Annotated in this window: 26 protein-coding genes; 12 read left to right on the forward strand and 14 right to left on the reverse strand. The window is 50.5% G+C overall.

The genetic code is table 11. The features are described 5' to 3' along the window. Positions 1–2 precede the first annotated feature (2 nt). The 4 genes from secD to queA form a co-directional block, all read right to left on the reverse strand. Positions 3–1,697, reverse strand: coding sequence for a protein translocase subunit SecD (gene secD / locus BDT_RS10985; RefSeq protein WP_041577692.1), 1,695 nt, complete (start codon positions 1,695–1,697; stop codon positions 3–5). Continuing rightward, the gene (gene yajC, locus BDT_RS10990) at positions 1,697–2,038 is read right to left on the reverse strand and encodes a preprotein translocase subunit YajC (protein WP_235046093.1); all 342 of its coding nucleotides are present in this window, start codon (positions 2,036–2,038) and stop codon (positions 1,697–1,699) included. Before yajC ends, secD begins: the two co-directional genes overlap by 1 nt. Before the next feature lie 198 nt (positions 2,039–2,236). Next, positions 2,237–3,412, reverse strand: a complete 1,176-nt coding sequence (gene tgt / locus BDT_RS10995; protein WP_015091314.1) for a tRNA guanosine(34) transglycosylase Tgt — start codon at positions 3,410–3,412, stop codon at positions 2,237–2,239. A gap of 4 nt (positions 3,413–3,416) precedes the next feature. Further along, entirely contained in the window at positions 3,417–4,457 is a 1,041-nt protein-coding gene (gene queA, locus BDT_RS11000) for a tRNA preQ1(34) S-adenosylmethionine ribosyltransferase-isomerase QueA (protein WP_015091315.1), read from the reverse strand. An 84-nt stretch (positions 4,458–4,541) separates the two neighbouring features. Between queA and BDT_RS11005 the strand changes: the two genes are divergently transcribed. Together BDT_RS11005 and BDT_RS11010 are read left to right on the forward strand one after the other, a co-directional pair. Continuing rightward, positions 4,542–5,390, forward strand: a complete 849-nt coding sequence (locus BDT_RS11005) for a DMT family transporter (RefSeq protein WP_015091316.1) — start codon at positions 4,542–4,544, stop codon at positions 5,388–5,390. Positions 5,391–5,461: 71 nt separating this feature from the next. Next, on the forward strand, positions 5,462–5,884 hold the full coding sequence (locus BDT_RS11010; RefSeq protein WP_015091317.1) for a hypothetical protein: 423 nt from the start codon (positions 5,462–5,464) through the stop codon (positions 5,882–5,884). 529 nt (positions 5,885–6,413) lie between these two features. On the opposite strand, the gene BDT_RS11015 is transcribed toward BDT_RS11010, so the two are convergent. From BDT_RS11015 to BDT_RS11030, 4 genes are all read right to left on the reverse strand, one after another. Continuing rightward, positions 6,414–7,910 carry an FMN-binding glutamate synthase family protein gene (locus BDT_RS11015; protein WP_015091318.1) on the reverse strand — a complete coding sequence of 499 codons (1,497 nt, stop codon included), beginning with the start codon at positions 7,908–7,910 and terminating at the stop codon, positions 6,414–6,416. Positions 7,911–8,057: 147 nt separating this feature from the next. Beyond that, on the reverse strand, positions 8,058–8,648 hold the full coding sequence (locus tag BDT_RS11020) for an outer membrane beta-barrel protein (RefSeq protein ID WP_041577696.1): 591 nt from the start codon (positions 8,646–8,648) through the stop codon (positions 8,058–8,060). 25 nt (positions 8,649–8,673) lie between these two features. Then, positions 8,674–9,216 (reverse strand): OmpA family protein, encoded by a 543-nt coding sequence (locus tag BDT_RS11025; RefSeq protein ID WP_015091320.1) that lies wholly within the window; start codon positions 9,214–9,216, stop codon positions 8,674–8,676. Between the two features lie 153 nt (positions 9,217–9,369). Continuing rightward, positions 9,370–9,915: a hypothetical protein gene (locus BDT_RS11030; RefSeq protein WP_041577699.1), complete on the reverse strand. Its 546-nt coding sequence runs from the start codon at positions 9,913–9,915 to the stop codon at positions 9,370–9,372. Positions 9,916–10,334: 419 nt separating this feature from the next. Between BDT_RS11030 and BDT_RS11035 the strand changes: the two genes are divergently transcribed. The 9 genes from BDT_RS11035 to BDT_RS11075 all read left to right on the forward strand — a co-directional run bounded on the left by BDT_RS11035 (position 10,335) and on the right by BDT_RS11075 (position 17,169). Further along, the gene (locus BDT_RS11035) at positions 10,335–11,189 is read left to right on the forward strand and encodes a YihY/virulence factor BrkB family protein (protein WP_015091322.1); all 855 of its coding nucleotides are present in this window, start codon (positions 10,335–10,337) and stop codon (positions 11,187–11,189) included. Beyond that, the gene (locus BDT_RS11040) at positions 11,167–12,780 is read left to right on the forward strand and encodes an FAD-dependent oxidoreductase (RefSeq protein WP_041577701.1); all 1,614 of its coding nucleotides are present in this window, start codon (positions 11,167–11,169) and stop codon (positions 12,778–12,780) included. Before BDT_RS11035 ends, BDT_RS11040 begins: the two co-directional genes overlap by 23 nt. Beyond that, positions 12,740–13,174 (forward strand): BON domain-containing protein, encoded by a 435-nt coding sequence (locus BDT_RS11045; protein WP_015091324.1) that lies wholly within the window; start codon positions 12,740–12,742, stop codon positions 13,172–13,174. Before BDT_RS11040 ends, BDT_RS11045 begins: the two co-directional genes overlap by 41 nt. Before the next feature lie 119 nt (positions 13,175–13,293). Beyond that, a complete protein-coding gene (locus BDT_RS11050) occupies positions 13,294–13,554 on the forward strand; it encodes a hypothetical protein (protein WP_041577703.1) in 261 nt (86 codons plus the stop codon). Positions 13,555–13,584: 30 nt separating this feature from the next. After that, complete coding sequence (locus BDT_RS11055; RefSeq protein WP_015091326.1) at positions 13,585–13,878, forward strand: hypothetical protein; 294 nt, start codon at positions 13,585–13,587, stop codon at positions 13,876–13,878. Between the two features lie 153 nt (positions 13,879–14,031). Next, positions 14,032–15,018, forward strand: coding sequence for a BON domain-containing protein (locus BDT_RS11060; RefSeq protein WP_235046094.1), 987 nt, complete (start codon positions 14,032–14,034; stop codon positions 15,016–15,018). Positions 15,019–15,074: 56 nt separating this feature from the next. After that, positions 15,075–15,263 carry a hypothetical protein gene (locus tag BDT_RS11065; protein ID WP_015091328.1) on the forward strand — a complete coding sequence of 63 codons (189 nt, stop codon included), beginning with the start codon at positions 15,075–15,077 and terminating at the stop codon, positions 15,261–15,263. Between the two features lie 10 nt (positions 15,264–15,273). Beyond that, on the forward strand, positions 15,274–15,849 hold the full coding sequence (locus tag BDT_RS11070) for a type 1 glutamine amidotransferase domain-containing protein (RefSeq protein ID WP_015091329.1): 576 nt from the start codon (positions 15,274–15,276) through the stop codon (positions 15,847–15,849). 201 nt (positions 15,850–16,050) lie between these two features. Beyond that, positions 16,051–17,169, forward strand: a complete 1,119-nt coding sequence (locus tag BDT_RS11075; protein ID WP_015091330.1) for a DegT/DnrJ/EryC1/StrS family aminotransferase — start codon at positions 16,051–16,053, stop codon at positions 17,167–17,169. Here BDT_RS11075 and ligD read toward each other — a convergent pair. From ligD to gntA, 4 genes are all read right to left on the reverse strand, one after another. After that, the gene (gene ligD / locus BDT_RS11080; RefSeq protein WP_015091331.1) at positions 17,153–19,477 is read right to left on the reverse strand and encodes a DNA ligase D; all 2,325 of its coding nucleotides are present in this window, start codon (positions 19,475–19,477) and stop codon (positions 17,153–17,155) included. The genes BDT_RS11075 and ligD overlap by 17 nt on opposite strands. Positions 19,478–19,480: 3 nt before the next feature. Beyond that, complete coding sequence (gene ku, locus BDT_RS11085; RefSeq protein WP_015091332.1) at positions 19,481–20,311, reverse strand: non-homologous end joining protein Ku; 831 nt, start codon at positions 20,309–20,311, stop codon at positions 19,481–19,483. A gap of 111 nt (positions 20,312–20,422) precedes the next feature. Continuing rightward, the gene (locus BDT_RS11090) at positions 20,423–21,022 is read right to left on the reverse strand and encodes a DUF1989 domain-containing protein (protein ID WP_419144686.1); all 600 of its coding nucleotides are present in this window, start codon (positions 21,020–21,022) and stop codon (positions 20,423–20,425) included. After that, positions 21,013–21,696: a guanitoxin biosynthesis heme-dependent pre-guanitoxin N-hydroxylase GntA gene (gene gntA, locus BDT_RS11095; protein WP_015091334.1), complete on the reverse strand. Its 684-nt coding sequence runs from the start codon at positions 21,694–21,696 to the stop codon at positions 21,013–21,015. The genes BDT_RS11090 and gntA overlap by 10 nt, the downstream gene beginning before the upstream one ends. A 120-nt stretch (positions 21,697–21,816) precedes the next feature. Here gntA and kdsA point away from each other — a divergent pair, with 120 nt between their 5' ends. After that, on the forward strand, positions 21,817–22,671 hold the full coding sequence (kdsA, locus tag BDT_RS11100; RefSeq protein WP_015091335.1) for a 3-deoxy-8-phosphooctulonate synthase: 855 nt from the start codon (positions 21,817–21,819) through the stop codon (positions 22,669–22,671). An 84-nt stretch (positions 22,672–22,755) separates the two neighbouring features. Here the strand turns inward: kdsA and tsaA are convergent, their stop codons facing one another. After that, positions 22,756–23,505 carry a tRNA (N6-threonylcarbamoyladenosine(37)-N6)-methyltransferase TrmO gene (gene tsaA / locus BDT_RS11105; protein WP_041577706.1) on the reverse strand — a complete coding sequence of 250 codons (750 nt, stop codon included), beginning with the start codon at positions 23,503–23,505 and terminating at the stop codon, positions 22,756–22,758. Further along, positions 23,505–26,675: an isoleucine--tRNA ligase gene (ileS, locus tag BDT_RS11110; protein ID WP_015091337.1), complete on the reverse strand. Its 3,171-nt coding sequence runs from the start codon at positions 26,673–26,675 to the stop codon at positions 23,505–23,507. The genes tsaA and ileS overlap by 1 nt, the downstream gene beginning before the upstream one ends. Positions 26,676–26,759: the final 84 nt, after the last annotated feature.

Consider the following 26,759-nt stretch of genomic DNA (forward strand, 5'->3'; position numbering starts at 1 on the left):
TACTAAACCGACAACTTCTTGAAGTTGAATTTATTCACCAAAGTATCAACGATAACTTTGGACACGAACACGTTTGCGAACATGGAAGTCACGATACCGATCAACAAAGTCACCGCGAAACCACGCACCGGACCTGTACCGAAGTACAACAGAACCACTGCTGTCGCAGCCGTCGTCACGTTGGCATCGATGATCGCAGACATCGCACGGTTGTAACCTTCAGCCACAGCCACCTTGATTCCATGACCCATTCGCAGTTCCTCCCGGATCCGCTCATTGATCAGAACGTTGGCATCAACCGCAAAGCCCACGGTCAAAGCGATACCCGCGATACCCGGCAAAGTCAGAGTTGCACCGAAAGTGGTTAGCAAAGCAAAGATGCCCAGGATATTCAGACCCAAAGCAAAGGACGCCACCGCACCCATGGATTTGTAATAAACCAGCATGAAGATCACGATGATCGCAGCGCCAACGTAAGAACCCATTTTGGCTTTACCGATAGCATCAGCACCCAAAGTAGGACCCACACGACGTTCTTCCAACTGCTCCAAAGAAGCAGGCAAAGCACCCGCGCGCAAAGAAGTGGAGATCATTTTCGCCTCATCCATCATGCCATTACGGTCACGACCGCCACCCAAAGTGATGACAGCAGAACCACCCGCAATACGGTCACGGATGCTTGGAGCGGATTTAACAACTTTATCAAGAACGATGGCCATTTGTTTGCCCACGCTGTTGCCAGTCAGGTCCGCAAACTTTTGCGCCCCTGCAGAGTTGAACTGCAAAGACACCTGTGGAGAACCATACTGGTCGTAACCCACAAAAGCGTCATCCAGTGCACCACCGCCCAGATCTGTATCAGTTCTTAGCAGGTAAGGGATTGCTCCGGCATCGATTGTCGCAGCGTTAGGAGCTTTTTCGAAGTAAACAGCCGTTTTTTCCGGAAGTTTGCCTTTCAAAGCCTCATTCACACGAGTCACATAGTCAGAGTACTTGGTATTTTCCATGTTGAAGTTGCCGGCTTTTTCAACTTCGGCAATCATCACCTGAAGCTGTTGGGCGTTCAGTTCATGGGACACGATCATGAAATCCAGTTTCGCAGTTGTGTTGATCAGCTGTTTCGCTTTTTCAGCGTCAGCCATACCTGGCAACTGGATCAGGATACGGTTGGCACCCTGCTGGGAAATGGAAGGCTCTGCCACACCGAACTCATCGATACGGTTACGGATGGTTTCGATGGACTGCTGAATAACGCGGTTTTTATACTCATTCAGGTAAGCATCGAAATAACGAGCCGTCACAGAAGTGTCAGTGGAACCAACGACCTGCAAAACGGTGGAATACTTATCAGTAATGAACTTTTCCACACCGGCCTTGCCAGCGGCATCAGCCACGACAACCTGAATTTCACCGGATTCCGGCTTTTCAGATTTAACGTCAGCATAAGCGACGTTTTCTTTGGTCATTTCGGACTTCATGGTCATGATCATGCGAGTGGTGGATTCTTTAACCACACCATCAACATCCACGCCCATAACAAGGTGCAAACCACCCTGGATGTCCAAACCATAGTTCAGTTTCTGCTTGGAAGGCCACCAGGACACTTCCGACAAGTTAACCAAGTTAGGCAATACCCACACCAAAGATGCGGCTACGCCCAATACTGCTACAAACGTTCTCCAGCGAAGACCTTCCATTATTTCTTTTCCTCTTGAGTTGCTGCTTTCTGAGATGTTGCGATCTGGCTGCGAAGCATTTTCACCTTAACGCCGTCTGCGATCTCCAAAGTCACAAATTGCTCAGTGATGCCTTCTACACGACCCAGGATGCCGGAGGAAGTGACAACTTCGTCACCTCTTTTAACTTCAGTAAGGAACTTTTGGTGTTCTTTCTGACGTTTGGACTGAGGACGAATAATAAGGAAATAGAAGATGACGAAGATAAAGATGAACGGCACAAACATTTCGAAAGCCGATGGCTGACCGCCAGGAGCTGCTGATTGTGCATGAGCTGTGGATACAAGAAGTCCGTATAACATTGATTCCTCCATAAACTTACAATTCTAACTGACGTTAAAATTCAGCATTATTCTTGGGAAGAATCAATACTTTAGTAATAACTCGCTCAAAAAGGTTCGGATGCAAGGCGGAGGGTCTTCCCGCAGCGCAGGCGTGCCCCCGACAAATTGCTCCAGCTTCCGCGCCGCAGGCGCTCCAGCACTGCCGGCTGCCGCCGATTAAGAGTCTTTCTTGGCGAAGCGTGTTAAGCAGAAGTCACGGTACTCTGCCCAGCGGCCTTCAGCGATGGCCTCACGCGCCTTTTCCATCACTTTCATATAGAAATGAATGTTGTGGATGGTGTTCAGGCGGGAACCAAGAATTTCCCCACTCATGAACATGTGACGCAGGTAAGACTTGGAATAGTTCTTACAAGTGTAGCAATCACATTCCGGATCCAAGGCAGAAGGATCTTCCTTGTATTCCGAACGCTTGATGCTGACTTTGCCGTTCCAGGTATAAATTGTCCCATTGCGTGCCACTCTTGTAGGCATGACGCAGTCAAACATATCCACACCGGAATCAATCGCGATAATCAAATCCGTCGGAGTGCCCACGCCCATCAGGTAACGCGGCTTATTTGCCGGCATTTTAGGCGCCACATCCGGAAGCAGAGCGTGCATCAAATGCATTGGCTCCCCGACGCTGAATCCACCCAAAGCATAACCCGGAAGGTCCACAGAGCAGATTTGCTCCATGCTCTTTAAGCGGTGCTTCAGGCTTAAGCCACCCTGAACGATACCGAACAGCAGACTTTCCTTGCGGGTCATGGCCGCCTGGGAACGAAGCAACCAGCGATAGGTCAGCGCCATGGACTTTTCGATTTCTTCATCCGTTGCCGGGTATTTCAAACACTCGTCAAAGGCCATGATAATATCAGAACCCAGGTCCATTTGGATTTCCATGGACTTTTCAGGGGAAATAAAGTGCTTCGCTCCATCCAAGTGAGAACGGAACTCCACCCCCTCTTCAGTCATGTTGCGAAGCTGGGACAACGAAAACACCTGGAAACCGCCAGAGTCCGTCAGGATCGGTCCGTGCCAGTTCATGAACTTGTGCAAGCCACCCATGCGCGCGATGGTTTTTTCACCAGGACGCAAATGCAGATGGTACGTATTCCCCAAAACAACCTGGGTGCCGCAGTCTTTCAGTTCTTCCGGAGTCATCGCTTTCACAGTGGCTTTCGTGCCCACCGCCATAAAGACAGGAGTTTGCACCGGACCGTGTGCCGTCATCAAAGTGGCGCGACGGGCATTGCCTTCGGTGGCGTGAACCTTAAATTCACCCAGTTTCATAGTTGCATCTGTTGCTGTGGAATTAGGACCCACGGCTGTGGAATTGTGACCGTCCAACATAACCTCACCCTTCGTGAACTGCCGACTTCGCGGCCGCGACCCAAACTGTCAGATCGCCATAAGAAAAGAGCCGGAACTTTCGCTCAATGGCCCATTGATAGCAAGCTTTTACTCGATTCAAGGAAGAAAATCCGGCGACCAAAGCCACCAAAGTCGACTGCGGCTGATGGAAATTCGTCATCAGACAATCCACCACTTTGTACTGATATCCCGGCTGAATCAGCAGCTTGGTAAAACCACTAAATCCCGTTTCAGACATCACACCCAACAGCCCTTGTGCCGCACTTTCCAGCGAACGACTGGTGGTGGTGCCCAGGGACCAAACGTTACGACCTTCCGCCTTGGCATTTTGCACCGCCGTCCATGTCGCGGCAGAGATTTCAACATACTCTTCGTGCATGTCGTGATCATTCAGATCTTCCGCCGTCACCGGCAGGAAAGTTCCCAAGCCCACGTGCAAAGTGACTTCCAGAACTTTTACTCCGCGGGATTTCAGACCTTCAATGTCATCCGCAGAAAAATGCAGGCTGGCCGTGGGAGCCGCGAAACTGCCAGGACTTTTATTCCAGGCCGTTTGATACCAGGATTCATCAGCATCCACAGTGTGACGCTGTTCCCGGGCTTTTTGAATGTACGGAGGCAATGGCAACTCAGCCACTTTTTGGAAATAGTCTTCGCTGACTTCCTGACTGAGTGAAACTGTTTGCGGGCGGCCTTTTTGCTGCAAGGTCATCTGCACGCCCAAAGGAAGCTCCAACACAGAACCGATTTTGAATTTCTTGGAAGGGAACAAAACCTCCCAGTCCGTGGCATTAATCTGTTTCAGGAAAAGGATTTCAACGTCGCCAGAAAAAACCCGGCGCTTCAAAACGCGGGTGTTATTCACGACCAGCACATCGCCTGCCGGAATACGCGACAACAGATCTTTAAGACTGATTTCCTGAGGCTCCAATTCGCCTTCCACCCACATCACGCGGGACGGCCGCACAGGGGACGTGGCAATAAGCTCTTCAGGGTAGGAAAAGTCCAAATCGGTCAGTTTCATAGGTGGGGTTCTGATATCATAAAACCCCAATACGAGGCAGTTTTTTGTGGCTTGGGCCCATGGAAAGGGTTTAAAACAACAGACATGACTTTAGGACCCCTGTTACTTTTACTCTCTGCCCTGCTTCACGCTGCCTGGAATGCCCTTGCCAAGGCCTCTAAAGACAAGGAAAGCTTCCTTTTTCTGACCATTTTACTAAGCGGTCTGATTACGGCCGCCAGCCTGCCGATCAGTGGAACGGGGTTGGTTTTTCCGGACAACCGCGCCTTTGCGATTGCCGTTCTTTCCGGCGTTTTTGAGGGGTTCTATTTCCTGACTTTGTCCAAAGCTTTGCGGGCTTCAAGCCTTGGAAAATCCTACGCCATCATGCGCGGAGGCGCGATGGTTCTGGTATGGATCTATTCCACCGTATTTTTGGGCGAGCGCGCTCACGGCTTGCAATTCCTGGGGGCCCTCTTTGTGCTATTGGGAATTCTAGCGATGAATTTCCAGGATCTGCTGAAAGGAAAAAGACAGAGCCTGAAAAACGACCTCTGGGCCTATATCAGCGCCGTCTTTATCGCCGGATATCATCTGGCCTATCACGAAGCCCTGACCGAAAACACCGACCCCAAGCCTTTATTCATGGTGGCGATGATCGTGTCTTTGCCGTTTTTACTTTACGGCATCCGCAGCGCCCCTTGGCTGCGCCTGAAAGCCACGATGACCTCGCACCCGGTGCGTGTTGTGCTGTGCGGAAGCTTCGCCACGGCTTCGTTCCTGATCTTTTTGTATGGCTTAAAGGTTTCAGCCCCGGGCTTTGCGATTTCACTTAGAAACTCTTCCATCTTTTTTGCGGTTATATTCTCGGTATTCCTAAAAGAGTCCCTGACCCGGACACAAATTCTGGGTGCGGCCACTATCGGACTTGGCGCTTTGTTGCTAAGCCTTTAAAAAAATCTGGACTGTTTGCATAGTTCAGCGTCTCCTATCATTGTTATTTCACAACAAAAGGAATGCTTAACATGAACAAGGTTTCTCTTCGCTTAGGTTTGATCACAGCCGCCACTCTTTTCACCGCAGCGTGCGCCCACCACCCGGATGTTCGCGCCGGAGCTGACGGCGTTCACCGCGTCGTTATCGCCAGCGAAGACACCGACCAAGGTTCCCGCGAAGCCATCCGCCAAGCCAACAGCTTCTGCAAAGAGCGCAACCAAACAGCAGCTTTCATCAACGAGTCCTCCAACTACAAAGGTGACTACGACGAAAAAACCTATAAAAACGCAAAAAAAGCCAGCAAAGCAGCCCAAGTCCTTGGCAGCGCTACGTACGTTTTGGGCGGCCAAACTGAATCCACGGCTGGCGGCATCGTAGGCTTAGGCGGCGCAGTAGCCGACGGAGTCCTAGGAAACGGCTACAACGTAGAAATGAAATTCAAATGCATGTAAGAATATGGGCGGGTTGTTGATCCGCCTTAGACACGACGATTTGGGGCCCGAGCAAGGCCCCTGTCGGCCCGCCGTTCGGCACGGCATCCTGCCTCGTCGCTTCCGCCTTCGGCGGAGGGCCATCCAGGCCCCGCGAAGGCCTCTCTCTGGCCGCCAGGGCCCTTCCTCGCTCCCCAAATTTTGCTATTTACGATTGATCAACGACCCTAATTTTCAGCGCCACAAACAAAGTTCAGTACAAAAACAAAAATATAAAACCGAGAGTCACGCGCGGGGGCACGTTTAAAAAAACGAAAGCCAAGCTGTATCTAGCAATGAGGGCCTTGAGCAGAGGCCTTTAAGCCTGCCCGAAAGCGGGCCTTCGGTGGCGCATGGGGGAGGTGGGCCCTCCTGTGGAGGGTGCCGACCTCGAACCGGGACGCAGTCCCGGCACCGACTGAGCACGGAGGCGTGCCCGCTGTAGCGGCGGGCTTCAAGGCCTCTGCTCAAGGCCCGCCCCCGCTCGATTTTTTTTGGCTGTCGATTTCTTTTAAACGCCTGGATGGATTTCGGCGTAGGTTTTGATGGTGTCGTCTTCGACACGTTTGTAAAGGTGGCTGCGGTTCAAATCCTGGTGACGAGCCACGCCCATAGCACCAATAACGTGGGCTACGGATTCCAAGGTTTCCTGATGGAAGTTCTTCACACGCACACGTTTAGTTGGGATGTGCAAACCGCGAACCAGGTTCGGATCCTGAGTTGCCACGCCGGTCGGGCATTTGTTGTTGTTACAACGAAGCGCCTGGATACAACCCAGCGCCAGCAGCATGGATCTTGCCGCGTAAGTCGCATCAGCGCCCAAGCACAACAACTTGATGATATCAAAAGCTGTGGTGATCTTGCCTGTGGCGATGACTTTGATTTTGTCTTTCAAACCGGCTTTTTTGAGTGTGTCGACCACAATCACCAAAGCATCCATTCCTGGCATACCGATGTAATTGGTAAACTCTAATGGAGCCGCCCCGGTCCCGCCTTCAGCGCCGTCCACGACGATAAAGTCCGGATAAACTTTTTCAACGGTCATCAGGCTGACCAGTTCTTCAAACTCATTGCGGTGACCCAGGCACAGTTTAATACCGATAGGCTTTCCGCCGGAAAGTTCACGCAGTTTGGTGATGAATGCCAGCATGCCGCGGCTGTCGCCGAATGCTTTATGCCCGGGAGGCGAAATCACATCCTTACCCATTGGCACGTTACGGATGTTGGCGATTTCCTGGGTGACCTTTTTCCCGGACAGCATACCACCGTGACCCGGTTTTGCCCCTTGGGAAAGCTTGATCTCAATCATCTTCACTTGCGGATGAGCCGCGTTTTTCTTGAACAATTCCGGATCGAAATCACCGTCATGAGTGCGGCAACCGAAATAGCCAGTACCGATTTGCCAGATCAGATCGCCACCTGGCTCCAGATGATAAGGGGAAATACCGCCCTCACCGGTGTTGTGCGCAAACCCACCGTCCTTAGCGCCACCATTCAAAGAAAGGATGCTGGCTGTGGATAAAGAACCAAAGCTCATCGCAGAAATATTCAAAAGTGACATGGAATAAGGCTGTTTACACAGATCCGTCCCGATCGTGACACGCAGATCTTTGCGATCAACATGTTTCGGGTACATGGAATGAGTCACGAACTCATACCCTTGCGCATACACGTTGTGCTGGGTTCCAAATGGAACAGTGTCCAACACTTTCTTCGCGCGCTGATAAACCACGGAACGCTGTTCACGATTGAACGGCTTTCCATCGGTGTTGGATTCGATAAAGTATTGATTTATTTCAGGTCGGATGGATTCCAGAATATAACGGAAGTGACCGAACACCGGAAAATTCGCCTTGATCGCGTGGCGATTTTGATGAATGTCGCGGAATCCCAGCAGGAAGAAAGGCACAAACAGAATCAGAGAATACAGTCCTGGCGTCCAATAAAGATAGAACAACACATTCAGACCCAATGCCACCGCAAACGCGATATAAAACTCTCTTCTCATTTCAGCCTCAAGACCCTCTCGCCTTAGAATAAACTGCGCTTTCCGACAAAGTATCGGACACAAAGCACAGCCAATCTAGTCCAACTGGACTGAAAAGGCAAAAGGGAAAGACCCGGTCAAAACCGGGCCTTTCTTTCGTCTTAAAACCTAGAATGTCAGAGGAAAGCTCACACTCAACAGGCCGACCTTGTTCTTGAACTTGCCAAGCTCCCCGGTCACCGGACCGGCTTCTTCCAGCTTGGAAGTGCCGTATTCAAGGTCCATATACTCAAGATTCACGCTGACGATCAGGATTTTGATACCAACGCCCACTTTGGGCCCCTTGGCACCTTCAAACTTTACATCAACGCCACCGTCTTCTTCGGGATCCAGATCACCACCAAAGATGTATCCGCCCCAGATACGAAGCCCCGCCACCGGCATCTGCGCCCCGATCACCGCACCGTAAAGTGTCGATGTCGCTTCGGCAGAATAATCCGTGGCCGCCGAGCTTTCAAATTTCGGTTTGGAATAAGACCCATCCAGACCGATAAAGAAGATGTCATTGGCGTGGTAACCCAGCTTCAGATTAAAACCCAGCCCTTGCCCCGTTCCGGTGGAGTTGCTCAAGGGTGCGGGCCATTCCAGCTCGTTGTCACCTTTTTCATAGGTGATTCCGGGCTCAATATAAAATCCTGCATAGGCCGGCACTGCTGCCATCAAGGCCCATCCCAGAAGTATCGTGCTGATTGCTTTCATAAAGCCTCCGTTGTGAGTCAATTGCTTACTTCATGTAAACCATGATGACGGCTTTGGATGATTTGGCTTTTTGATTGAAGAAGCCGGTTTCATCCTGAGTGCGTGGAGCCGCGCCACTGTCTTCCATCGCAGTTTTGGTTTTCGCGGTGTCGGTGTGCATGAACTTCTGAAGTGCATTCGGACGCTCGGTCATGTTGTAAGTGTTCACCGAACCCACTTTCAGTTCATCCTTGATGAAATTCTTCACCACACGAGCGCGGTCGTTGGCCAGATTCACATCCTGCTTGGAGGCTTTTGCACCTTCCGTCGGATATTCACGGTCCGCCCATACCGCGACCTTCAGCTCATCGATTTTGCCTTTTTGTTTGGCTTCGTTCACCATTTTGCGAATGTCGTCTTTGGCTGAATCCGTCAAAGAGGATTTCCCCTCGTCGAAGGAAATTTCTGAAACCATCTTCGCGCCCAGGGTTTTCCCGGCGGACTCGGTTGTATTATCCAGAGCAAAAGATGTGCTTGCAGACAAAGCCACTGCCAAAATCAAAGAGCCGATCACAGATTGAATGTTCATTTCATTCTCCTTAGTTGTTGTTAATATTGCGACTGTCAGCATTCACGGGTATTGCATCAACCGGACCGGGTCTGGGATCTCAATTATTTGCAGTTCACAGGCGCACGGTCCCGAAATGCCCGTCCCCCATGCGGAGTTTTGCCCCGCGGGGATTTATTGCATAATCACCATCACAATAGACTTGGAAGCTTTTGAAGGTGCCTTTGCCGTGGTATCCGTGTGAGGGATGCCGGCCGTTTCCAAATTCTTCTTGATACGGGCATCTGAAGTGTTCAGCATGTCCTGCAACAGATTTGGTCTTTCCGCCATGCTGTACAAATCCACATCCGGTGATCTGTCATAGGACTTAATATAGTTTTCGATGGCTTTGTTGCGCTCTTTGACCAGCTTCACTTCAGCCGAAGACAGCTTTTTGGTTTCCGTGGAAGGATAGTCCTTGTCACCCCAGGTGATCACTTTGATTTCTTTAATGGTGCCGGTCTTTTTTGCCTCATCAATCAGACGCTGCAAATCACCCTTCGCATCGCTGGTCAGGGCGCTGGAGCCTTTCTTAAAACCAAATTCGGTCACATGGGTCGCCTCTTCCTGAACCGCCACCGTTTTTGCTTCGGTGCTTGGAGTTGCCTCAACGGTCTTTTCTTTGTGCGAGCAAGACACCGTGGCGGCTGCGAACAATGCGATAACGAAATATGTTTTCATGGCTGATCCTTTCTTAAGGTTGTTGAACACCTGAACTATGATCTTTTTTTTTCACAAGGCCTATATCTTCGCGCATGTATATGAACAGACCTTCCTATATGTAATTAAAAATTCTTTGCCCGCATTTTCAGAATTCCGCCTAATGAAACAAAAACAGGAGGCCTGCATGACACCACCCCGACCCAATGAAATTCCCATCCCGCAAGATCCACCTTCCACACAACCGCGCCCGTCACCTGTGAAAGAACCGCCACGTCCCAAAGTCGTGCCCGAAATTGATCCAGGCATGCCACGGGAAAACCCTTCAAAAGATCCAGGCACACCTCCCCCTACCGAGGGATAATTTTGTGTGTATATTTGCAAAGACTTTTACCTTCCTCCCACCCCTTAAGGGTCCGATAATCGAGGGGTGAGGTTGCATGACGAAAGTGAAGAATTTCGTATTCACATTCGCAGACAGATTCAGTGACTGCCACACCATGACCTGGGCAGCCTCGGTGGCTTTTTATACCTGCTTTTCCTTGGCACCGCTGGTGATGATCTCGCTGGCGGTGGTGGCCAACCTGGGACTGGAACTGCAGCAGACGTTCATGAGCGAGGTTTCATCTCTGGTCGGCCCGACAGCCGCTGAAGCCGTGCAAGCCGTGGTGAAAAATGCCAACGACCGCGTGGACCTGATGTCCCTTGCCGGAATTCTGGGGGCCTGCACACTGGTCTTGTCTGCCGGCTTGATTTTCGGCGAAATGCGCGCGGCGCTGACCGAAATTCTGGGACACAAAGTGGAAGAAGAAGACCTGAGCATCCTGCATGCTTCCATCGCCTATGTGAAAAGCCGCCTGTTACAGATTGGTCTCGCCTTTGGGTTCATATTCGCGATGATGGTTTCGCTGATAGTTTCCACGGCTTTAAACACCATCATTCGCGTGGGCCTGCTGGACAACGGCGAAGGCGCTTTCGTAATAAATATTATTTTTTCTTTGCTGCTTTACGTTCTGCTTTTCACCGGCATCTTTCACTTTCTGCCTGTGCCCCGACTGGTCCTGCGGGATGCATTTCATGCAGGCATCATCACCGCCCTGCTTTTTGTGATCGGGAAGGAATTGGTGGGTTTGTATCTTGGCGGCAGCCCGATCACCTCGTCATACGGAGCTGCCGGGTCCATCGTTGTTTTGCTGGCCTGGGTTTACTATTCGACTTTGATTGTTTTTTTAGGTGCACATTCGATTTATGCCTGGAGAAAGGAGTTTTCCCATGCAGCCACATCAACAGAATAACGCCTCTTTCTGGCAGGATACTCATGTTCCCGAGTTTCCGCCACTTCACGAAGACGCCTCAACGGACATTTGCGTGGTCGGAGCCGGCATTGCCGGGCTTTTAAATACCTATGTTCTGTTGAAAAATGGTTTTCAGGTAACGGTGCTTGAACGGGACACGCTAGGACACAATGAAACCAGCCGCACCAGTGCGCATTTGTCGAATGTTCTGGACGAGGGCCTGGCACGACTGCTCGACAATCTGGGCGAAGACAATGCAAAAAAAGCCATTGCCAGCCACAGTGATGCCATTGATCTTATTGAAAAAATTGTGGCCGAGGAAAACATCGACTGCGACTTCCGTCGCCTGGATGGATATCTTTACCTCAGTCCCGAAACCAACAAGGACTTTCTGAAAGAAGAAGCCCAGGCTGCAGCGAAACTGGGATTCAAGGATGTTGAACTGCTGGCCTCCCCCCCGCATTTTGCCGAGTTTGGTCCGGCGCTGCGCTTTCCAAGACAAGCGCGCATTCACAGTCAGAAATTCATCAACGGACTGCTGAAGGCCATCGTGGGAATGGGCGGAAAAATCCACAGCAAGTCCCCCGCGGTGGATTTCAAGGACGGCGCCCTGCCTTCGGTAAAAACCGACAATGGTCATTATGTGTATGCCAAACACGTCGTCGTCTGCTCGAACGTGCCGGTGAATGACCGCGTGATGATTCACACAATGGAAGCGGCCTATCGCAGCTATATTATCGGAATTGAAGTGCCTCATGACGCCTTTCCCGACATTCTGATGTGGGACACGTCACATCCGTATCACTATGTGCGAAAAATTGAAAATCACGCTGAAGGAAAAGATCTGATGCTCATCGGCGGTGAAGATCACCGCGTGGGTCAGGAAGATCACCCCGAAAGCAAATTTGAAACTTTGCATGACTGGGCGCTGTTCAATCTGGGCATATCAGGACCGATTGCGTATCAATGGTCCGGACAGATCATCGAACCTGTAGACGGCCTGGCCCATATCGGGCGAAACCCCGGCAATCGCAACACCTATATTGTCAGTGGTGATTCAGGTCATGGACTGACTCATGCTGCGGTCGGGGCCATGGTCATTCGCGATTTGATCCAGCAACAACCCAATGAGTGGACTCACATCTATTCACCTTCACGCTTTAGAGTGAAGAATCTGGGAAAAGTCATTTCTGCCAACATGAACGCCCTGACCCAATACCGTGACCGCATTATGTTACGGGATGAATTAAAAAATGTTTCGGCCCACCCGGGTGAAGGACAGCTGGTGCATCAGGGGGCAAAAACTTTTGCCGTCTATACCAGTGAACAAAACGAAACAGTCACACTGAATGCCGTCTGCCCGCATCTGGGCGGCATCGTACACTGGAATGCTGCTGAAAAAACCTGGGATTGCCCCTGCCATGGATCGCGTTTTGCCTGCACCGGCGAAGTGATCAACGGACCGGCCATCTCCGGATTAAAACAAGCCGTCATGAAAAAACCACAGGATAAGGCAGACACCATCGCCATGCCTGATGAAAGGACTGAATATGAAAAAGCAAAACCACGCGACACCTCAGCGGAAAGATAAACGCCCCGCCCATGATGCCAGCGTTCACTGCTATCATGACCTGGATTCACAGAAAGAACTGCAATCCAGCAGACCTGATATCAACCGGCAGCGCCGGGGCACCACCGGCTGCACCCAAAGTTTCCGACCAGCCTTCGATGATGCCCGCTTTGGCTCCACCTCCAGCAAGGACATGGAACTTAGTGACAGCAACATCAGTGATGAAGTGGAACACACCCTGGCGCTGGAAGTGGACATTGACGTCGCCGACGTAGAGGTCATCGTCACTCAAGGGGAAGTCACTTTGCGCGGCATAGTTGCGGACCGCAAGATGAAAAGATTCGTGGAAGAGCAGGTTTCCCGCTGCTCAGGAGTGAAAGACATTCACAACGATCTGCACTTCAAACGAAAGTAGGTATCCGGGGACCCACCAAGGTCCCTGGTCCTGCATGGTCTCTGACAGAAACTGCGATGTTCTGTACTCTGCCCGCCCGCCCCGCGCGACAATAAAGAAAACCGAACAAGGAGGCCTTTATGGCAGCTCATCAACATGCAGGACACAATTCCACGCGTTATGGCAGCCCCAAGCAAAGAAAACCCACTTCGCCAACACACAAACCAACTGTGACCAATTCTTCACCGGTGAATTTCAACAGCCTTTATCAGCAGGCCGGTGAAATTTTGGAAAGCGGTCGCAAATACGCAGTGAAACACCCTTACCAGATTATTCTGGGAGCGGTGAGCGTCGCAGGTGTGGGTGCACTGGCTGCATACCTTTTAAAAAGAAGACACTGAACACTACAACTCATCATCAGGAGGCACTCTATGAAACTCGCAGCTCTCGTTATCCTGTCCCTGCTGCTGCCATCGGTTTACGCCCAGGCACAGTCCCGAACTTCCGAAACCCAGTATCAGTCACGCCCCATTCCAACCGGGCCTCAGGACAGACGTCCGCAACCCAATCCCCGCACGTCCCAGAACACTCTGGATCAAGACTGGGACCGACGTCAGGATGAGATGATCCGTCGTCAGGAACAACTGGATCGAAACATGCGGGATCGTCAGCTTCGCGACATCGATTCACAGAATCTGATGCCGGATGGAAGAAGCTGGGACTGAGTTCAATAATTTCAACATCACAAGAAAGGTCTTCATAACGAAGGCCTTTCTGTTTTCATGACAAATTTGTTTTATAAAACATTACATAAAGGAAGGTGGTCATCACCGGGGGATCGACTCACTATCAACGCTCCAACAACAAAGGAGTAAGATATGAGACATGACCAACGTGACCCCCGCAACATGCGCGGCGACAGATCTTCATCTTCAGAAAGCAATTTCCGCAGAGACGAACAGCGTCCATACCGTCGCGAAGCTTCCGAGCGCAGAGACTGGTATGAGCGTGATGAAATGGATGAACGTTCCGGCTATCGTGATGAGGAATATCGTCCATCATCAGATTATCGTGATGCTTCTGATTATCGTCGCGACTTTAATTACTCCAATCAGGATTATGGTCGTACTCAAGGGTCCCGTGAATTGTCCCGTGGCAGCCGTTCCATCGACGGCAACCGCTCGGGGTCTTCTTATGAATCCAACGCCAGCGGTCGTCAGGATCGCTATGGTTCTTCCAGCGAACAGTCGTATGGCCGTTCCGATGATCGCAACGAACGCTCCTGGGATCGTTCCAACAGATCCGAACGCGGCTCCGGCTATGAAGCCGGCCGTTTTGATTCCCGCTGCGGGCTTTACGGCACCAGCGACCTGACACGTCAGGGTTCCGACCAATACCGTTCCAGCTCCTCGTTCGATACGGATCGTGAACGTTCGTCTGAACGCGGTTCAGAGCGCGGGTCTGAACGCTCTGAAGGACGTTCCCAGTTCTTCGGCCGCGGCCCAAAATCTTACAAACGATCTGATGAACGCATCAAGGAAGATGTGTGTGAAATGCTGACTCGTGACAACAACATCGATGCGGAGGGTATTGACGTTGAAGTGAAAGAAGGCGAAGTCACATTGACCGGCACAGTCCCCGACCGCCGCATGAAACATCAGGCGGAAGACTGCGCAGAAGGCTGCTATGGCGTGAAAGATGTCACCAACAACATCCGCGTCAGCCGCGAGTCTTCATCCACTGAGCGCGATAGTTCGTCTTCCCAAAGTGGCGAGCGTTCATCCAGTTCATTGGGCGCTGCGGGAACAACCGGAACGAAGAAATCCTCTTCCTCCACCACTTCTACAAACGCACCTAATCACTAACATGTGAAGGGAGGCCATGACGGCCTCCCTTTCCTTTTTTTTAAAAGGAGCATTCCATGCCCCGCGGAAGCAAAGAAAGTTATTCCAGCAAACAAAAACGCATGGCTCAGCATATTGAAGAGGGCTACAAGAAAAAAGGCGCCTCCAGCAAAAAAGCCGAACGCATTGCCTGGGCCACGGTGAACAAAGAAACCGGCGGAGCCGCCAAAAAAAAGAAATCCAGCCGTAAGAAAACCACCCACTAGGGAGCACGCCATGACACAATCACTTTCCGGTAAAAAAATTGCCATCATCGCCACTGACGGATTTGAAGAATCCGAACTGGTTGAACCCCGCAATTATCTGGATAAGGCAGGGGCACAGACAGTGCTTGTGTCACTAAAACCAGGTCACATCAAAGCCTGGAAGAAAGGTGAATGGGGTGATTTCCTGGCTGTTGATAAATCCCTGGATGAAGTCGATCCGTCAGAATTCGACGCTTTGATGATTCCCGGCGGTGTTATTAATCCCGACAAACTGAGGATGGATAAAAAGGCTGTCAAGTTTGTGCAGGCCTTCGTCGACTCGCACAAGCCCATTGCCGCTATCTGCCACGGACCTCAGCTGTTGATCGAAACCGGAATTGTTTCCGGCCGAAAAATCACCTCCTGGCCCAGTCTGCGCACCGACCTGATCAATGCCGGCGGCGACTGGTTTGACACCCAAGTCATGGTGGATCAGGGCCTGGTGACCAGCCGTAAGCCTGAAGACATCTCTGCCTTCAGCGAAAAAATGATCGAGGTCTTTTCAATGGGTGATCAACAAATGAAAGACACCTTACCCCCTTTGTGAGCCTGCCTTGGGAATAGGCTGCATTTTAAGCTGGCAAGGTCGGCGTGTGTTGCGAGAAAGCACCACCGAGTCCGTAAAGATACAGTTTCCTTCGCTTTTTCTTAAAACCGCGCGGTCCGTAAACGGTCCCGCGGGTTGCAAGTTGCCAGGACTTATTGGATAATTCTCTCATCCAGTTAACATTTTCCCAGAGAGAAAACTATGAGCATTCAACAAGTTCCATTTATCACCCTGAATCGTTTTGAACCTGGTTTCCGTGATGAGTTCCTGAATGGCGTTGCAAATCTTTTCGATAAAACGCAATTCGTGGGCGGTCCTATTGTTGGCGAAATGGAAGCCAACCTTGCAGCTTACACAAAATCCAAACACGCTATCGGTTGTGCCAATGGTACTGACGCTATCCAAATCGCCTTGCGCGCTGTGGGCGTTAACAAGAACGACAAGGTCCTTGTTCCTGACATGACTTTCTGGGCTACTTTTGAAGCCGTTGTCAACGTCGGCGCAAACCCTGTGACTGTGGACGTGAACCGTGAAACATGCCACTGGGATCTTGCCACTTTCAAACAAGCTGTAGAACAATTCAAACCAAAAGCAGCCGTGATGGTTCACCTTTACGGTTGGGCTTCTGCTGACACTTTGGAAATCCGCAAATTCGCCAAAGAAGCAGGCGTTCTTCTGATCGAGGACGGCGCACAGTGCTTCGGCACTGAAATCGACGGTCAGTCCATCCTGGGCACGGCTTTGATTTCAACTACAAGCTTCTACCCGGCAAAAGTTCTGGGTGCCTCCGGCGATGCGGGTGCAATCTTCACGACCAGTGATGAATACGCTAAAAACTGCCGCACTTTGATCAACCACGGCAGAACAGATCACTATTCTCACGGTATGATCGGCTGGAATTCCCGTATCGGAGCTTATGAGTCTTTGTTCCTGAATATGTCCTTGAAACACATCGATGCGCGCATTCAAAGCCGCATGAACGCAGTGAAATTCTATGAAGAGTCCTTGAAAGGACTTCCACTGAAACCAGTGCGTGCGACTTCGAAAGTAAAAGAAAACGGTTACTGTGCGGTTGCGATGATCGAACCTTCTTTGCGCGCTTCATTGATTGATTCATTGAAGAAAGCCAACGTTGGTTACGGTACTATTTACCCAGGCGCGATGAGCCTTCAATCCGGTTCTGCAGGTCACTTGGCTGGCAAAATCGACAACGGCAATGCTCACCATATCTCTCAAGCGGTGTTGAATCTTCCTTGTTATGCTTACATCACTCAGGAAGAGCTTCAGTACGTTTGCGACACAGTTAAGAAGCACTTCTAGTTTTCTTAATTGGCAAGACCGGGGCCCGGGCGAAGTAATTCGCCCACGGGTCTTGACCGCTCTTCAGAATCTGCAAAGCCTTCTTCAGGCTGACCGCATCCCCGCTTTCATATTTTTTCAAATGATTCCACGCCACCGGCAACGCTACTGAACTTTTATCCCTCGCCCGCAGTGAATAAGGCAGAACACTGGTCGACCCTTTTGAGTTTCTAAGATAATCAATAAATATTTTCCCGTGACGAATCTTCTTGGACATTTTACTGACGAAACGATCCGGATAACGATCCTCCCAGGCTTGGGCCAGAGCATGGGTAAAACGCTTCACCTCATCCCAGGAAGGTCCCGGCTTAAACGGCACGTGAATATGCAGCCCCTTGCCCCCGCTAAGCTTCACAAAGCTGCGAAGCCCCAGAGCTTCCAGATCTTTTTTAAATAGCAAAGCTGCGGCAACAACTTCCTCCCAAGGCACTCCCGACCCCGGATCCAGATCCAGAACGAACTGATCCGGTTTCGCCGGGGCTTCCGATCGACTGTTCCGGCCATGAATCTCATAACCACCCATCTGCACCAGCTCCAAAAGTCCGCGCACATCCTTTACGTACAAGGCATCATCTTTTTCAAAGATCGCAATAGCCTCCGCCTTCGCATTCAAATGCTTTTGAAAAAAACATTTCCCCGCAGATCCTTCCGGACAGCGCACCAGGGCCAGCAGCCGGTTTTCCAGATAAGGCCGCATGCGCTCTGCGATGGCGATGTAGTATTCAGCCACTTCAAGTTTGGTGATTCCCTCGGCTCCGTATAAAACTTTATCCGGGCTGGTCAGCATGAGCGCATCGGATGTGACGTCCGGCGCAGGCTTGTCTTCGCGAAGCTCTACAAATACCGGAGCCCGCAAATGCATGCCGTGGGTCCAATTGGCAAAGCGCACCTCTGCCAGCAACTGCGGCTTTACCCAGATGGCGTCTTTTTGGGGCGGATCACCGGCCGTAAAAGGTTTTTTTGCAACTTTGATTTTGTCCAATTGGCGCTTTAAAGAGCTGATGTTTTTCTGATTGAAACCAGTCCCCACTTTGCCGACGAAGCGCAGACGGCCTTTTTCATAGACCCCCAACAGCAACGCCCCAAAATCGCTGCGACTGCCTTTACCCGGGACATACCCGCCAATGACGAATTCCTGCCGGTTTAAAAACTTGCTCTTCACCCATTCGCCTTTTCGTCCTGAAATATAAAGACTGTCGGTCTTCTTGGAAATCACCCCTTCCAGCCCCTGCTTTTGCAATTTCCCCCACGAACCTTTGCTAAGCTTGATTTCCTGGCTGAGCCGCAGACGGCCTCGGCGTTTTCCTTTTAATATTTCCTTAAGCTTCTTACGCCGCTCTTTCAGCGGACGATCGCGCAGATCCTCTCCGTTAAGCATCAGTAAATCAAAAACGATGTAAGTCAGCTTTTGATCCGGATCGGATTCAAAGTAATTTTGCAGCTTTTGGAAATGACTCAGACCCTTACTGTCCAGGACCACGACCTCGCCGTCCAGCACTGCGGACTGAACATTCAATCCGCTCACATCATGCGCGACAGAGGTCATTTTTCCGGACCAGTCATGCCCGGCGCGGGTGTAAAGCTTCGCGCTGGTGCCATGAACGTGGGCCTGAATGCGATAGCCGTCCCATTTGACTTCGTGGATCCATTCTTTGCTGTGTGGGGGTTCATCCACCAGCAGCGCCAGCATGGGCTTCACAAAGTGAAAGGCTTCTTTGGAATGAATACGCCGGGACGTGGTTTTCGCCCCAATCAGCGGAGCTTCATAGCCTGCTTTTGCATAAGCGTCCTCACGCTTGACCAAAAGCCACTGAGTTTGCCGTCCCTGCAGTCGCGTGCGAATCAAATCCCAGGTGCCTTTCAGTCTTTTGCCTTTCAGTTCGAACTCAAGATGGCCTTTCTTGAAGCCTGCCGCCGCACTGCCTTTCGGTATCCAAACACCGGTATCCCAGATATACACCTGACCCGCCCCGTATTGTTTTTCGGGAATCACGCCTTCAAAATTTCCGTATTCCAGGGGATGATCTTCCACTTCGACAGCAAGGCGTTTCAGATGAGGATCCAGGCTGGGACCTTTTGGCACAGCCCAGCTTTTCAATACCCCCTGCCATTCCAGCCGAAAATCATAGTGCAAATGTGAGGCATGATGTTCCTGCACGACAAACATCAACTGATCTTTGCTCTGCTTTTTTGTTTTCGAACGCGTTTGCCCTTTCGGTTCGCGGGTTTTCTTAAAGTCCCTTTTCTGATGATAGTCCTTTAACGGCATACCCTAAGCCCTTGCCCGCACTTTGCGACGGGCGGTTTTCTTTTTGGCCATCAGACTTTTTTGCAACAACGGCATCAAATCGATAACATTATCGGTGGTGGCGATTTTTTCCTCTTTCGGCTCGCTGACTCTGTGCCCCTGGCCCCCTTTAACTTTGCGCTGGATGGTTTTCATCACATCCTGATAATAAGTGTCTTTGTATTGTTCAGGCTTCCACTCGCTGGTCATGCCTTCCACCAGTTCTTCGGCCATTTTCAGTTCCTTTGAACTGTAAGTGGGCTTCTTGGCCGAAGCCGCCAGAAAATGAACCTGCTTTTCGCTTTTCACCTCGTGGGAAAAACGCAGAATCTCCAGCATCAGGTAGGGGCCTCGTGGCATGATCAAAGCCAGATGCTGTTTGATCCGGATGACCAATTTTCCGATGGCCACTTTGTGCGTGCCCTGCAAAGCATCGCGCAGCAAATAATACCCTTTTTCCGCCCCCTTTTGAGGCACCAGATAATAGGGCCGCTCGAAGAACATCGGATCAACTTCATCCAGCAGAACAAAATCTTCGATATCGATAGTTTGGGTGGCTTTGACGTTGGCTTTTTTCAGTTCACCTTCGGTCATGATAACGTATCGACCCGACTGGTATTCATAACCCTTGACGATACGGTCACTGGGAACTTCCTTGCCGGTTTTGGCGTTGACCTTCAGATAGCGAATGCGCGCCAGGTCCTTTTTATCCAGCATCGAAAAGTGGACCTCTTTTTCACTTTGAGCACTTTGCAGGCTCACTGGAATATTCAAAAGTCCAAAACTGATAGAGCCTTTCCAGATACTTCCCGCCATAAAGTTCTCCTTTTAAAAAGGACAAACCATCACAAGGAATTTGAAAAGTCATAAGGACATGTTTTGCCAATAAGCCCCGATTGCACCGTCCAGTCCAGTGGGAAAAGACAATCACTCGATTCGATAGTGAATGGGCTTGCAATGAAAGTGATTCGTTTCCGGATGAGAACACGCAGTCAGCCCCACATGCAGGTCCATCTGCGCCTGCAGTAAAATATAATCCCCGGCCCGCGCCTTGGGTGGCTGAATGGAAATCAAGCCCTGGGAATTCACTTCGACATTCATAAAAAGATTGAACGTGGTGCCCACGGTGTCTTCAGCAATACCCAGGTCTTGAAATGCCTGCACCAGATTTTCATGACAGCTGGGGTGATGATCTGAATTTCCCGCGATGATCTGAAACATCCGCAAACTGCACGGAGTCATCAAAAAATCATGCCGTCCACAACTGTCCTCTAAAACCGACAGCATCACATTGCTGCGATTGGAGTAAAGATCATGTCCTTGAGTCAGATAGATCGTGTCGTTATAGTCAATCGACCGGCCGCTGGACAAAGTTTCCGTTACATCAGAAATCGAATAACAAAACAGATCCGCGACCTGCATGTCCTCCGGACTGACCACCCGAAGCTTCTGCCCGCGACGCAACGTAAACCCTGCCCCCTTCCGGGCAGGAATGCGGCAAAACGGAGAAAGCGTGCTTACTTCCACAACTTGCTCCGTAAAATTCCCAGGCCCTTCGTGAACGGACACTTCCATTCCGGCGGATTGTTCCGGCCCGAAAACTGAATACTTTCCCAGGATTCATTATAAGTTTGGGCCATGGGATTTACAGAGCCCTGAAAGCGCAGATCCCGGTCCCGGTTGACCTTCACCATGGAATCATAAGTGCCTTTTTTCATCAGCTCGGTGAATTGACTGTACAGATTAAACACCAGAGCATTGTAAGGAAGCCTTCGGGACGTGCGGCTGGCTGCCGGATGCAGTCCCACGACAAAGTAAGCGCTCCCATCCAGACTGAAACAAAAATTCTGATCTTCCGGATCGTCGCTGAACTGAGGATCCCAGCTGCCAGCGATTTTTTCATCCTCCCAAAGAGCAGACAGCTCACGCCACATCTTCCGTTCAAACTCTTCCTCGGTATTGGCCCGGTCCTGGGAATAAATGGCAAAGTAACTTAGGTAAGGCACCTGGCTGCGTCGTTGTTCGTGCTTAAAACGAATCAGATTCAGCGCCAGACGGTGCCGGGATTCCCCGGTCCCGAAGTCTTCATAGACATCAAAACTGTAGTCCTGGTGATGCAGGGCTTGAATCGCGGCCACGCACGGATAGTGACGCTGATTTATCAGGGATTTAAGGTCGGCTTCGATTTGAAAGGTTTCCATAAGACATTGTCAGTGCCGGTTCATACCCTAACAAGGTCGGGCTTCGTGTCTTTCTGCAGGCTCTGGCAAAGCAAGAATATTGGATGTCAAAAGCCATTAAAGGGTGCTATGGTATTACCCATGCAAAATAAAGTCGTCAAAATCGGAAATATCGAAGTCGCCAACAACAAACCTTTTGTTTTGTTTGCCGGACTGAATGTCCTTGAGTCCCGTGACATGGCCATGCAGGTGTGTGAACACTTCGTGAAAATCACCGACAAACTGAAAATTCCGTATGTCTTTAAATCCTCTTTTGATAAAGCCAACCGTTCCTCTATCCACTCTTACCGTGGACCGGGCATGGAAGAGGGTTTGAAGATTTTTGCTGAACTAAAAAAAACTTTCGGCGTGAAAGTCATCACCGACGTTCACGAAATCCATCAGGCAAAACCCGTTGCTGAAGTTGTCGACGTAATCCAGCTTCCAGCCTTTCTGGCACGCCAGACGGACTTGGTTGAAGCAATGGCTCGCACCGGTGCGGTTATCAACGTGAAAAAACCCCAGTTCCTGAGCCCCGGCCAAATGGGTAACATCGTCGACAAGTTTGCAGAGTGCGGAAATGACAAAATCATTCTGTGCGACCGTGGTACTAACTTTGGTTATGACAATCTGGTGGTGGATACTCTGGGCTTTAACATCATGAAGAAAGTTTCCAAAGGCAGCCCGGTGATTTTGGATGCGACCCACGCCTTGCAGTGCCGCGATCCATTTGGTGCTGCTTCTGGTGGCCGTCGCGGTCAGGTGGCCGAATTGTCCCGCGCGGGTCTTGCCGTGGGCCTTGCAGGTCTTTTCATCGAAAGCCATCCGAACCCGGATAAAGCCCTTTGCGACGGACCGTCAGCACTGCCACTTTCCAAAGTGGAACCGTTCCTGCAACAAATGAAAGCTCTGGACGATCTGGTAAAATCCTTCCCAGAACTGAACACCGAAAACTAAAAGATACCTCTTGCGGCACCCTCCACAGGAGGGCCCACCGCAATTTTTCCTAAGCAGTGCGTAAAAGCCCCAGTGATGGGGCTTTTACTTTTTTAGATCCTGAATGTCGTAAACGTAAAGACCTGATTCACGCAGTTCGTACTTCACATCATTTCCCAGCACATCGATGCCATAGCGCTGCCCCCAGGATTGAGGGTCTGTAACCGGGTTCTGACGTTTTTGGAAGGCCGGACGAGGATCAAGCTCCATCACATCCACAATCAAAGCGCGCAGGTTCTGCTGACCGTCAGGATCGCGTTTCAGAATTTCATTTTCAGCTTCGTCAGAGAAAATCACCGGATAACGAGGAATCGGCGCGGACGCCCACCCTGCACTGGCCTGAGGGATTGAATCCGCATAAGCGATATAAGGCTTGATATCGAGCACCGGAGTGCCATCCACCAGATCCACACCACCGATGTGAATCTCGGGCCCGCCTTCGGCCTCAAAATCAATTTTTTCAACCAAGACCGCCGAGAGCCCGATAGGATTCGGACGGTGCGGAGAACGCGAAGCCAAAACACCGACTTTACGATTGCCACCCAAGCGTGGCGGGCGAATGCTGGGTTTCCAGCCCTTGCCACCATGATCGTGAAAAACAAAAACAATCCAGATGTGAGTGAACTCTTCCAGTGAACGCAGAGCGGTTTTCAAATCCGGATCGGGGTTGATTTTAATCACCCCTTTGGCCTGCGCCGCAAGCCCTGGCTGGCGCGGGACTCCGAACCTGTCTTTGAACGGAGTTCGCACCACACCTATTGCCGAAAATTCAAAAACCTCTCCAAGCCGTTTCATTATCTTGGCAGGTTGGTGACGCCGATTTTAATCGTCTGACCATCGATGTCTGATGTTTCCGTGTGTTTGCCGTTAGGCTCTGCCGTCAACGCCAGGATGTTCAGATTCTTCGTCAAAGTTTCACCGGTGATCATGTCCTTATGCGCATTCAATGCATCCAGCAAAGCACCGTCACAGGCGATTTCCAAAGTGATCTTGTCATCCATCTGGAAGTCCGCTGTTTTACGAGCGACCTGGATCTTACGCATGATCTCACGAGCCAGACCTTCACGTTCCTGCTCTGGGGTCACTGTCGGATCCACTTCGATGGAAACGATCTGGTGCACGGACAAGTTCGCGTTGTCACCTTTAGGTGCACGACGGATTTCCACATCAGACAGACTGATTTCTTCACCTTCGATGACAACAACACCGCCGCCTTCAAGCTTCAGGATTTTTTCCAAGGACATGGACATGATGCCCGCGCCCACAGCTTTCATCTTAGGTCCCAGACGTTTACCCAATACCGGGAAGTTCGCCTTGGCAGACACCTGAACGAATTGATCTTCATTCGGGTTGTATACAACTTTGCGGAAGTTCAATTCGTCCACGAAGAACGGTTCGAACTTTTTCAAAGTTTCCAGAAGTTCTGCACTTCTATGGATGATCTTGATTTCATTCAGAGGGATTTTTGCTTTCACGCCGATTTTTTCACGGTGATTGCGACCCAGGGTCACCAACGTGTCCATGGCTTTCACGGCTTCTTCCAATTCAGGACGAAGCATGGAAAGGTCTGCCGCCGGGAAGGATTCAAGGTGAACAGAGTCTTTCTTGTCTTTCAGAACCTGTGAAAGATTCTTGTAAGTCACTTCAGACATGAACGGAGCAAACGGCGCCATCAGACGTGACAGGGTCACAAGAACTTCATGCAAAGTCTCGTAGGCATAACGTTTGGTTTCCGGCATGCCGTCTTGCCAGAACAAGCTGCGGTTGAAACGGATGTAGGTGTTTGTCAGGTCTTCAATGAACTGAAGCAAGTGAGGCACAACGTTGTACAGACGATAAGCGTCCATTTCCTTGTGCGTGTTCGCAATCAGACCGTTCAGACGGGACAAAACCCACTGGTCCAGAATGTTTGGAGACTTCTTCGCATCACCCTTTGGAACAAAGCCATCGATATTGGCATAGTTCGCAAAGAACGAATAAGAATTCCACCATCTTAGCAAAATCTTACGAACAATGTCGTAAACGCCTTTTTCAGAGAATTTTAATTCCTGAGCCTTCACCACTGGTGAGTCGATCAAGTACAAACGCAAAGCATCTGCACCATGCTGATTCAACACTTCCATCGGATCCGGATAGTTTTTCAGGGACTTGGACATCTTGCGACCGTCTTCAGCCAGAACCAAACCGTTAACGACCACGTTCTTGAACGGAGCCTGATTGAACAAAGCCGTACCAATGATGGAAAGCGTGTAGAACCAGCCGCGTGTCTGATCCAGACCTTCTGCGATGAAGTCCGCCGGGAAGGCTTTTTTGAAATCCTCCACAGATGTTTCAGGATAACCCCATTGTGCATACGGCATAGAGCCGGATTCAAACCAGCAATCCAATACACCATCCACACGCTTCAACGGCGACTTGCCGGTTGGAGACGGGATCGTGATCTTATCCACAAATTCAATGTGCAAATCGTCGACCTTCTGGCCGGATAGTTTTTCAAGTTCGGCACGGGAACCGATACACATCACTTCGCCTTCGGCATTTCTCCAGATTGGCAGAGGTGTACCCCAGAAACGATTGCGCGAAATCGCCCAGTCACGAGCGCCTTCCAGCCAGTTGCCGAAACGGCCATCACGCAGATGATCCGGAACCCAGGAGGTCTGTTTGTTGTTGGCAATCAGCTCTTCCTTGATTTTTTCAACGGCCACAAACCATGAAGACACCGCACGATAGATCAGTGGCGTGTCGGAACGATAACAGAATGGGTAACTATGCTGAATGGTGTCTTGCTTGAACAGGTTTCCGCGTTTTTTAAGATCCGCGATGATATCCTTGTCAGCTTCCTTTACACGCTTCCCAGCATAGTCAGGAACCTCAGACGTGAACATACCGTCGTCATCCACGGGATTGACCATCGGGATGCCGGCTTTTGCGCAAGCATAGTAATCCTCTTCACCGAATGCTGGCGCCATGTGCACCACACCCGTACCACTTTCAGTGGTCACGTGATCAGAAGAAATAATACGGAACGCACCTTTGTCAGCGCGATCACCAAAGTAAGGGAACAAAGGTTCGTAAGTCAGACCCACAAGCTCTGTGCCCTTCATCATCTGAAGAACTTCAACTTCATCGTCGGCTTTTTTGAAGACCGAAGAAAGCAGCGCCTGCGCCATGATCAACTTGCGACCCGTGGATTTTTCAAGAATCTTGACGTATTCGATGTCATTACCCACAGCCAACGCCAGGTTGGAAGGCAATGTCCAAGGAGTCGTCGTCCAAGCCATGATCGATGTATCCGGCTGATTTACCAGCTTGAACATCACCGTGATTGCCGGATCCTGAACCATTTTGTAGTTCTGATTGGCTTCAAAGTTTGAAAGAGACGTCGAGATCCCTACAGAGTAAGGAACGACTTTGTAACCTTCATAGATCAGACCTTTTTCAAACAGCTGCTGGAACACCCACCACACGGACTGCATGAAAGACACGTCCATCGTAAAGTATGGATTTTCCATATCCACCCAACGACCCACACGGCGAACCGTGGTTTTCCATTCGGTGGAATAACGTTTTACAATCGAACGACAAGCGTCGTTGTAATTGGCAACACCCATTTTGAAAACGTCTTTGCGACTTTCAATTTTATGAGTCTTGTTGATTTCATACTCGACCGGAAGACCATGACAGTCCCAACCGAAACGACGAGGCACAGTGTAGCCTTTCATCGTCCAGTAACGAGGAACCACGTCCTTCAACACACCCGCCAGCAAGTGACCATAGTGCGGAAGACCGGTTGCAAACGGAGGCCCGTCGTAGAAGCTGTAAGTTTTTTTGCCTTCAGGATTCAAAGATTGAGCAAAAATTTTCTCCTGATCCCAGAAGTCCAAAATAGACTCTTCCTGCTTGGCAAGATTCACATCTGGTTTTACGGCTGAATACGGTGTCGAACGTGTGTTTGCATTTGTCATAGGTCCTTAATAACTATCAGGTTTTCAAGGAACTTGCACGTCCAGAAGCCCCCTTTGGCAGGCCCCAACGACGTTTTGGCGTCG

Source organism: Bdellovibrio bacteriovorus str. Tiberius, assembly GCF_000317895.1.
GTDB classification, from domain to species: Bacteria; Bdellovibrionota; Bdellovibrionia; order Bdellovibrionales; family Bdellovibrionaceae; genus Bdellovibrio; species Bdellovibrio bacteriovorus_F.